The organism is uncultured Citricoccus sp. (genome assembly GCF_937871995.1).
GTDB lineage: Bacteria > Actinomycetota > Actinomycetes > Actinomycetales > Micrococcaceae > Citricoccus.
In genome coordinates this window covers 19,834-28,036 of record NZ_CALMQR010000110.1, presented here as the reverse complement: position 1 = coordinate 28,036, position 8,203 = coordinate 19,834, and the positions used below count along the sequence as shown (strand labels likewise).

At 70.5% G+C, this 8,203-nt stretch carries 7 protein-coding genes; all 7 read left to right on the top strand.

Annotated features, from left to right (window positions below; translation table 11 throughout):
• Window positions 1-1,209: CdaR family transcriptional regulator (locus tag Q0283_RS13085; RefSeq protein WP_298045054.1), on the top strand; the 1,209-nt coding region annotated here is incomplete at its 5' end.
• Between the two features lie 182 nt (window positions 1,210-1,391).
• Complete coding sequence (locus Q0283_RS13080) at window positions 1,392-2,915, top strand: GntP family permease (protein ID WP_298045053.1); 1,524 nt, start codon at window positions 1,392-1,394, stop codon at window positions 2,913-2,915.
• A gap of 98 nt (window positions 2,916-3,013) precedes the next feature.
• Entirely contained in the window at window positions 3,014-4,222 is a 1,209-nt protein-coding gene (locus tag Q0283_RS13075) for an acetyl-CoA C-acetyltransferase (protein WP_298045051.1), read from the top strand.
• 58 nt (window positions 4,223-4,280) lie between these two features.
• Window positions 4,281-5,081 (top strand): 3-hydroxybutyrate dehydrogenase, encoded by an 801-nt coding sequence (locus Q0283_RS13070; RefSeq protein ID WP_298045050.1) that lies wholly within the window; start codon window positions 4,281-4,283, stop codon window positions 5,079-5,081.
• A gap of 82 nt (window positions 5,082-5,163) precedes the next feature.
• Window positions 5,164-5,958 (top strand): CoA transferase subunit A, encoded by a 795-nt coding sequence (locus Q0283_RS13065; RefSeq protein ID WP_010144275.1) that lies wholly within the window; start codon window positions 5,164-5,166, stop codon window positions 5,956-5,958.
• A complete protein-coding gene (locus tag Q0283_RS13060; protein ID WP_298045048.1) occupies window positions 5,958-6,629 on the top strand; it encodes a CoA transferase subunit B in 672 nt (223 codons plus the stop codon). Before Q0283_RS13065 ends, Q0283_RS13060 begins: the two co-directional genes overlap by 1 nt.
• A gap of 339 nt (window positions 6,630-6,968) precedes the next feature.
• Window positions 6,969-8,177 (top strand): substrate-binding domain-containing protein, encoded by a 1,209-nt coding sequence (locus tag Q0283_RS13055; RefSeq protein WP_183524461.1) that lies wholly within the window; start codon window positions 6,969-6,971, stop codon window positions 8,175-8,177.
• The last annotated feature ends 26 nt before the right edge of the window (window positions 8,178-8,203 follow it).

The following is an 8,203-nucleotide window of genomic DNA, read 5'->3' as shown; positions in this document are numbered from 1 at the left end:
CCGAGGGATCGACCGAGGCGCAGAGCCGAGGCTGATCCGGGCGTGGACCAGACCGCCGTGCGGGCGCTCGTCGAATCCCTGGGCGGCGATGACGCCATCCTCGAGGAGACCGTCCGGGTCCTGCGGGACTCGGTCCCGGGTTACGAGGACGTGCCCACCGAGTCCCTCCTCGCCTCGGCCCGGCGCAACCGGGCCCTGAGCATCCGCACCATCCTGGACGGTCGCGCCCCGGATCCCGACCAGATCGACGAACCGCGCACCCTCATGGAGGAGCGCATGGGCCAGGGGGTGTCCATCGTTAGCGTGCTGGCCGGGTTCCGCCTGTCCATGTCCGTGATCCTGCGCCACCTGCTCGACCTCGCCCCGCGTCACGGCGTCGCCGCGGACGCCGCGCTGACCTTCAGCACCCTGCTGTGGTCACTCGGGGACGCCTTCACCACCCAGGCGGTCGTGGTCTACCGGGACCGCTCCATCGCCCAGGCCGTGGCGGACTCCTCCCGCCGCACGCAGTGGATCCGGGACGCCGTCGTGGGGGTCCTGGACCGGACGCAGCTGCACAGCGGAGCCGCCACCTTCGAGCTCCCCCTGGACGAGCCGGTGCGGGCGGTCCGCGCCGAGGTCGCGCCCGGGACCACCGGGGACCCCGTCACCCGGTTGCAGGACTGGGCCGAACGGGCCGGGGCGCGCGCCCTGGCCGCTCCCCGCGGCGAGGGCGCCGTCGGGATCCTCACCGGCGACGCCGGCCCGGTGCCTGCCGAGGCCGGGGGCACCATCGCGCTGGGCCCGCCGGTACCCCTGGCGGACCTGCGGGAGTCCTTCGACGGCGCCACCCGGGTCCTGGAGGCCGCGCGCCGGGTGGGCTGGGAGGGTGCCGTGGACGCGGACCGGCTCTCCTGGCGCATGGGCATCCTCACCAGTCCGGAGGCCACGGAACTGCTCCACGCCCGGCACGTGGCCCCCGTGCTCGAGGAGGGATCCTTCGGCGAGCTCATCCTGGAGTCGCTGGCCGCGTACCTGGACCACGGGATGAGCATCCCGCTGGCCGCCGCCTCGATCCCGGTGCACGTCAACACCCTGCGCTACCGGCTCAAGAGGTACCAGGAGCTCACCGGGGGGAACGTGCACGAACTGGAGACGCTCATCGAGGCGTCCTGGGCGCTCGCGGCCCACCGGGGGACACGGCCTCGACCCGGTGACGAGCGGTTGTAGCGGGCTACGAAACACGGAACGAACTGTTGAACTCCTCTACGTAGCGCGCGTCACGGCGGTCGGGCCATGCTGGTGGATGTCGTCCTCGTCACATGCGTGACCGAGATCACACCGCACCGTTTCCGTCAGTCGCGGGACACCGCCCCACCGGGCCGGTGACCCCACGTTCGAGAGGTTCTCCTATGCTCCTGGGGATTCTTGGCATCATCCTGTCCCTGGCCCTGCTGATCACGCTGGCCTACCGGGGCATGCCGGTCATCATCGCCGCACCCATCGCCTCGGTGGTGGCCCTGGTCTTCTCCGGGGCGCCCATCCTGGCCTCCTACACCGAGATCTTCATGCCGGCCCTGGCGAACTTCGTCATGAACTACTTCCCGGTGTTCCTGCTCGGGGCCATCTTCGGCCTGCTGATGACCGCCACCGGGTACGCGGAGTCCATCGCCCGCTCGGTGACCCGCGTGATCGGCGCCCGCAGCGCGCTGCTGGCCACCGTGGTCACCTCGGCGCTGATGACCTACGGCGGCATCAGCCTGTTCGTGGTGGCCTTCGTGATGTTCCCGCTGGCCCGCGAGCTCTTCCGGATGGCGGACATCCCGAAGCGGCTGATCCCGGGCACCATCGCCCTGGGCATCTTCACCTTCACCATGACCGCCCTGCCCGGCTCCCCGCAGGTCCAGAACCTCATCCCCGGCCAGTTCTTCGGCACCGACGGCTTCGCCGCCCCCGGCATCGGCCTCATCGGCACCCTGATGATCGGCGGCCTGGGCCTGCTCTGGCTGGAGTACCGCCGCCGGACCCTGATGGCCAAGGGCGAGCACTTCGCGGACACCCTGGACGCCATCGACCGCGAGCACGGCGCGACCACGGCCACCGCCGGTGGCTCTGTCTCCCACGGCAAGGGCGTCGGTCCGGGGGCTGCGGTCGTGGACGAGGACCGGAAGAACTCCGCGGTGGACACCGAGTCCAACCCGGATGCCGCTCCCACCTCCGCGGCCCTGCTGACCCCGCCGAACGCCGTGGTGCCGTTCCTGCCGCTGCTGATGGTGGTCGCCGTCAACTTCGCCTGCACCCTGTTCATCTTCCCGGCCCTGAACTGGGACTACCTCAACGAGGAGAAGTTCGGTGGGGTCACCCTCTCGGCCCGCGCCGGGATCTGGGCCGTGACCGTCGGCCTGACCGCCGCCGTGCTGCTGATCGTCGCGCTCAACCTCCGCCATGCCACCGCACTGAAGAAGGGCTTCTACGACGGCGCCAAGGGCGCCATGCTGCCGATCTTCTCCACGGGCTCCGAGGTGGGTTACGGCGCGGTCGTCGCCTCCGTGGCCGCCTTCGCCGTCCTGCGGGACTCCGTGTTCAACATGGGCGGCAACGCCCTCGTCACCTCCGTGGCGTCCACCTCCATCACCGCCGCGATCACCGGTTCGTCCTCGGGCGGCATGACGATCGCCCTGAACGCCTTCGGTGAGCAGCTGCGGGACATGGCCGTGGACCAGGGCGTCAGCCTCGAGGCCATGCACCGGCTCACCGCCATGGCCGCCGGTGGCCTGGACACCCTGCCGCACTCCGGTGCCGTGGTCACCCTGCTGCTCGTCTGCGGCATGACCCACCGCCAGTCCTACAAGGACATCGGCATGGTGACCCTGGTGATCCCCGTCATCACCGTCGCGGTGCTGACCACGGTGGTGTCCTTCACCGGCGCGTTCTGAGCCGGTCCGGTCCGCACCGCGGCCCGCTGGTGACGCGCGTCATCACCTGAGACCATATTCACATCCAGTGCCGGGCATCGCCCGGAGAGGAGCATCCCATGACCACCACACCGTCGACCCCCTCACCCCAGGACGCCGTGATCGTCGGAGGGGCCCGCACCCCCTTCACCCGGCTGCTGTCGCAGCAGGCCTCGCTGTCCGCCGTGGACCTCGGCGCCCACGCCATCCGTCACGCCCTGGAGCGTTCGGGGGTCGCGGCGGCGGACGTGGACAGCGTCATCATGGGACAGGTGATCCAGGCCGGCCAGGGCCAGAACCCGGCCCGGCAGTCCTCGCTGGCTGCCGGGATCGGCTGGGAGGTCCCCGCAACCACCATCAACAAGGTCTGCCTGTCCGGGCTCACCGCCGTGATCGACGCCTCCAGGCTCATCCGGCTGGGCGAGGCGAGCGTCGTGGTGGCCGGTGGCCAGGAGTCCATGACCAACGCACCGCACCTGCTGATGGGCGGCCGCAAGGGGTACAAGTACGGTCCGACGACGGTCCAGGACTCCGTGGCGCACGACGGCCTCACCGACGCCCTGAGCCATGAGGCGATGGGCGAGCTCACCGAGGCGGGCAACGCCGAGCGGACGATCGGCCGGGCCCCGCAGGACGAGGCCGCCGCGGCCTCGCACCAGCGGGCCGCCCGCGCCCAGGCCGAAGGGGTCTTCGACGCGGAGATCGCCCCGATCGAGATCCCGCAGCGCAAGGGTGATCCGCTCGTCGTCTCACAGGACGAGGGGGTCCGTGCGGAGACCACCGTGGAGTCCCTGGGCGCCCTGAAGCCGGCGTTCGCCAAGGACGGCACCATCACGGCCGGCAACTCCTCGCCGATCTCCGACGGCGCCGCCGCGGTGGTGGTCACCTCCCGCGCCTACGCCGAGGAGAAGGGCCTGCAGATCCTGGCGACCATCGGCGCCCCCGGTCAGGTGGCCGGACCCGAGGACTCCTCCCTGCACGACAAGCCCGCCAATGCCGTCTCCGCGGCGCTGGCCAAGGCCGGGTGGACGACGGATGACCTCGACTTCCTCGAGGTCAACGAGGCCTTCGGCTCGATCATCGTGCACTCGCTGGACAAGCTCGGCTACCCGCTGGAGAAGACCAACATCCACGGCGGGGCCATCGCCCTCGGGCACCCCATCGGCGCCTCCGGTGCCCGGCTGGCGCTCACCGCGGCACTGGAACTCTCCCGCCGGGGGACCGGCCGGGCCAGCGTCGCCCTCTGCGGTGGCGGCGGCCAGGGCGAAGCCCTGCTGCTGAGCCGCTGATCCCGTCCGACCACCCGTGAACACCCCTGAACACCGTCCGCAGGAAGGCAGCCCGACCATGACCGAACAGAACACAGCACCGGAACCGAGCAGGGCCGGGAGCGTGATCGCCGACGGCGCGCTGGCCGGCCGGCGCGCCGTGGTCACCGGCGGGGCGTCGGGCATCGGTGAGGCGTGCGTGCGCGCCTTCGCCGCGGCCGGCGCCACCGTGACCGTCGCCGACATGAACGCGGAGGCCGCCGAGGCCCTCGCCGCCGAGGTGGGCGGTGAGGCGTGGGTCTCGGACCTGTCCGACACCGCCGCCCTCGACGGGCTGGACCTGGACACGGACATCCTCGTCAACAACGCCGGCATCCAGCGGGTGTCCCCGATCCACGAATTCGACCCGGAGAACTGGCGGTTCATGCACCGGCTGATGCTCGAGTCGCCGTTCCTGCTGATCCGCGCGGTCCTGCCCGGCATGTACGAGCGCGGCTGGGGCCGGATCATCAACATCTCCTCCGCCCACGGGCTGCGGGCCTCGCCGTTCAAGAGCGCCTACGTGGCCGCCAAGCACGGCCTCGAGGGCCTGTCCAAGGTCACGGCCCTGGAGGGAGGCCCGCACGGGGTCACCTCCAACTGCATCAACCCCGGTTATGTCCGCACCGCCCTGGTGGAGAAGCAGATCGCGGACCAGGCCCGCACCCACGGCATCGGCGAGGACGAGGTGGTCGAGAAGATCATGCTCACCGACTCGGCCATCAAGCGGCTCACCCAGCCGGAGGAGGTCGGGTCCCTGGCGACCTGGCTGGCCTCCGATGCCGCCGGCATGGTCACCGGCGGGTCGTACACCATGGACGGCGGCTGGACCGCCCACTGACGGCTCTGCCACCCGACGGCTGAGAACCGCAATCACCGGCACCGGAGCAACGGAGCTCCCCCTTCAGAAGGAGAACTGCACCATGACCCTGGACAAGACTGTGGCCTCGGCTGCCGAGGCCGTCGCCGACATCCCGGACGGCGCGTCGCTCGCCGTGGGCGGCTTCGGCCTGTCCGGCAACCCGATCCAGCTGATCGAGGCCCTGCTGGAGCAGGGTGCCGGCGACCTGTCGATCGTGTCGAACAATTGCGGCGTGGACGGCTGGGGCCTGGGCATCCTGCTCGGCGCCGGCCGGATCTCCAAGATGACCTCCTCCTACGTGGGGGAGAACAAGGAGTTCGCCCGCCAGTACCTGGAGGGCGAGCTGGAGGTCGAGCTGGTGCCGCAGGGGACCCTGGCGGAGAAGCTGCGGGCCGGGGGAGCGGGGATCCCCGCCTTCTTCACCCGTTCCGGGGTCGGCACCCAGGTCGCCGAGGGCGGCCTGCCGATGAAGTACAATCCCGACGGCACCGTGGCGAAGTCCTCCGATCCCAAGGACATCCGGACCTTCGACCTGGGCGGCACGGGGGAGAAGCAGTACGCCCTCGAGGAGTCGATCGTCACCGACTACGCGCTGGTCCACGCCGCCGTCGGCGACCGGCACGGCAACCTCGTGTTCAACAAGGCCACGCGGCAGTTCGCCCCACCGGCGGCGATGTCCGGCAAGGTCTGCATCGCCCAGGTCGAGCGCCTGGTCGAGCCCGGGGAGATCGACCCCGACCAGGTCCACCTGCCCGGGGTGTACGTGCACCGGGTCGTGGAGGTCGGCCAGGACATCGAGAAGCGAATCGAGAAGCGGACCGTGCGGACCGCCTCCACGACGGACAAGGACGCCTGATGAGCACCGAACAGAGCACCCAGACCCGGCTGCAGGGCTGGACCCGTGACCAGATGGCCGCCCGGGCCGCCCAGGAACTGCCGGACGGGGCCTACGTGAACCTGGGCATCGGCATGCCGACCCTGATCCCCAACCACATCCCGGACGGCCGCACCGTCGTCCTCCAGTCCGAGAACGGGATCCTCGGCGTGGGGCCCTACCCCGCGGAGGACCAGGTGGACCCGGACCTGATCAACGCCGGCAAGGAGACCGTCACCGTGAACCCGGGGGCCTCGTTCTTCGACTCCGCCACGTCGTTCGGGATGATCCGCGGCGGCAAGATCGACGTGGCCGTCCTCGGCGGGATGCAGGTGGCCCAGAACGGCGACCTGGCCAACTGGATGGTGCCGGGCAAGATGGTCAAGGGCATGGGCGGGGCCATGGACCTGGTCCACGGCGCGGGCACGGTCATCGTGCTGATGGACCACACGGCCAAGGACGGCACCCCGAAGATCCTCGCCGAGTGCGACCTGCCGCTCACCGGCAAGGGCGTGGTCGACCGCATCATCACCGACCTGGCGGTGATCGACGTGGACAAGACCGGCGAGTTCCCCCGCCTGGTGCTCGTGGAGACCGCCCCCGGCGTCAGCGAGGACCAGGTCCGGCAGTCCACCGGCGCCGAACTGCACTGAGCACCGCGCCGCCGTCGGGTCCGGATCCGGTCCCGACGGCGGCGCGCCGGCACCGCGAGCCAGGCCCCCCCTCGAGGGGTGGCCGGGCTTCTGCGTGTCCGGGACCCGGCACCCGGTCGGGGCGGGGGTGCATTGAGACAACCTGAGACCTGATTCAGGAAAGTTTTCCCATGTCCTTGACGCCGGTGTGATCCCTCACACATACTCTGAGCACAACCTGAATCGTCTTTCATGTTGAGCCCTCGAGACCCTGTCGCGACCGGGCGATCACCCCCGCGCGGGAGCAGCCTCCCGACCATCGAACCACCGCACCCCTGGTCCTCATGGAAAGGCCCACTCGTGAAGAACCCCACCAAGATCATGGCCGCCGGCATCCTCGCCGCCGGACTGACCCTCACCGCCTGCGCCCCGACGGCCCAGACCGGCGCCGGATCGGAGGACGGCGCCGCCGAGGCGCCCGAGAGCGTGGACGTCGGCATCGTCTACTCCAAGACCGGCCCGCTGGCAGCCTACGGCGAGGAGTACTACGCCGGTCTGCAGGCCGGCATCGACTACGCCACGGACGGCACCGGCACGGTCGGCGAGACGAAGATCAACCTGACCTACCACGACGACGGCGGCGATCCGGACAAGGGGGTCTCCATCGCCAAGGAGCTGATCGGCAAGGAGTACAAGATCCTGGCCGGCACCACCGTCTCGGGCATCGCCCTCAAGCTCGCCGAGCAGGCCGAGCAGAACCAGATCCTCTACATCTCCGGCCCGGCCGCCACGGACGCCGTGACCGGCATCAACGACTACACCTTCCGCTCCGGCCGCCAGTCCATCCAGGACGTGGCCACGGCCGGTCAGTTCGTGGACGACCTGAAGGGTTCCAAGGTCCTCGTCTTCGGCCAGGACAACGCCTTCGGCCAGGGCAACGTCGCCGCCGTCGAGGGCGTCCTGGGCGCCGAGGGCGCCGAGGTCTCGGACATCCTGGTCCCCGAGGACGTCACCGAGTTCACCCCGTTCGCCCGACAGATCGTGGACGCCAAGCCGGACCTGGTGTTCGTGGCCTGGGCCGGTGCCAACGCCGGTTCCATGTGGCAGGCCCTCGAGCAGCAGGGCGCCTTCGAGGCCGCCCCGATCGTCACCGGCCTGGCCAACAAGGCGACCTACGGCGCCTACGGGGCGGCCGGCGAGAAGATCTCCTTCCTCTCGCACTACTTCCCGGGCGCCGGTCAGAACGAGGTCGAGGACTTCATGATGGAGCACGTCGAGGAGCAGGGCGCCGAACCGGACCTGTTCACCCCGGACGGCTTCGTGGCCGGGCAGATGATCGTCCAGGCGATCGAGGAGGGCGGCGGCACCGACGTCGACTCGATGGTGACCGCGCTCGAGGGCTGGGAGTTCGGGGGGCCGAAGGGCACCACCACGGTGCGGGCGGACGACCACGCCCTGGTCCAGGACATGTACCAGGCCAAGCTCGTCCAGAAGGGCTCGGAGTGGACTCCGGAGCTGGTCGAGACCGTCGGGGCGGCCGATGCCGCCCCGCCGACCGCCGCGAAGTGACCTGAACACCCCGACCCTCTCCCGCA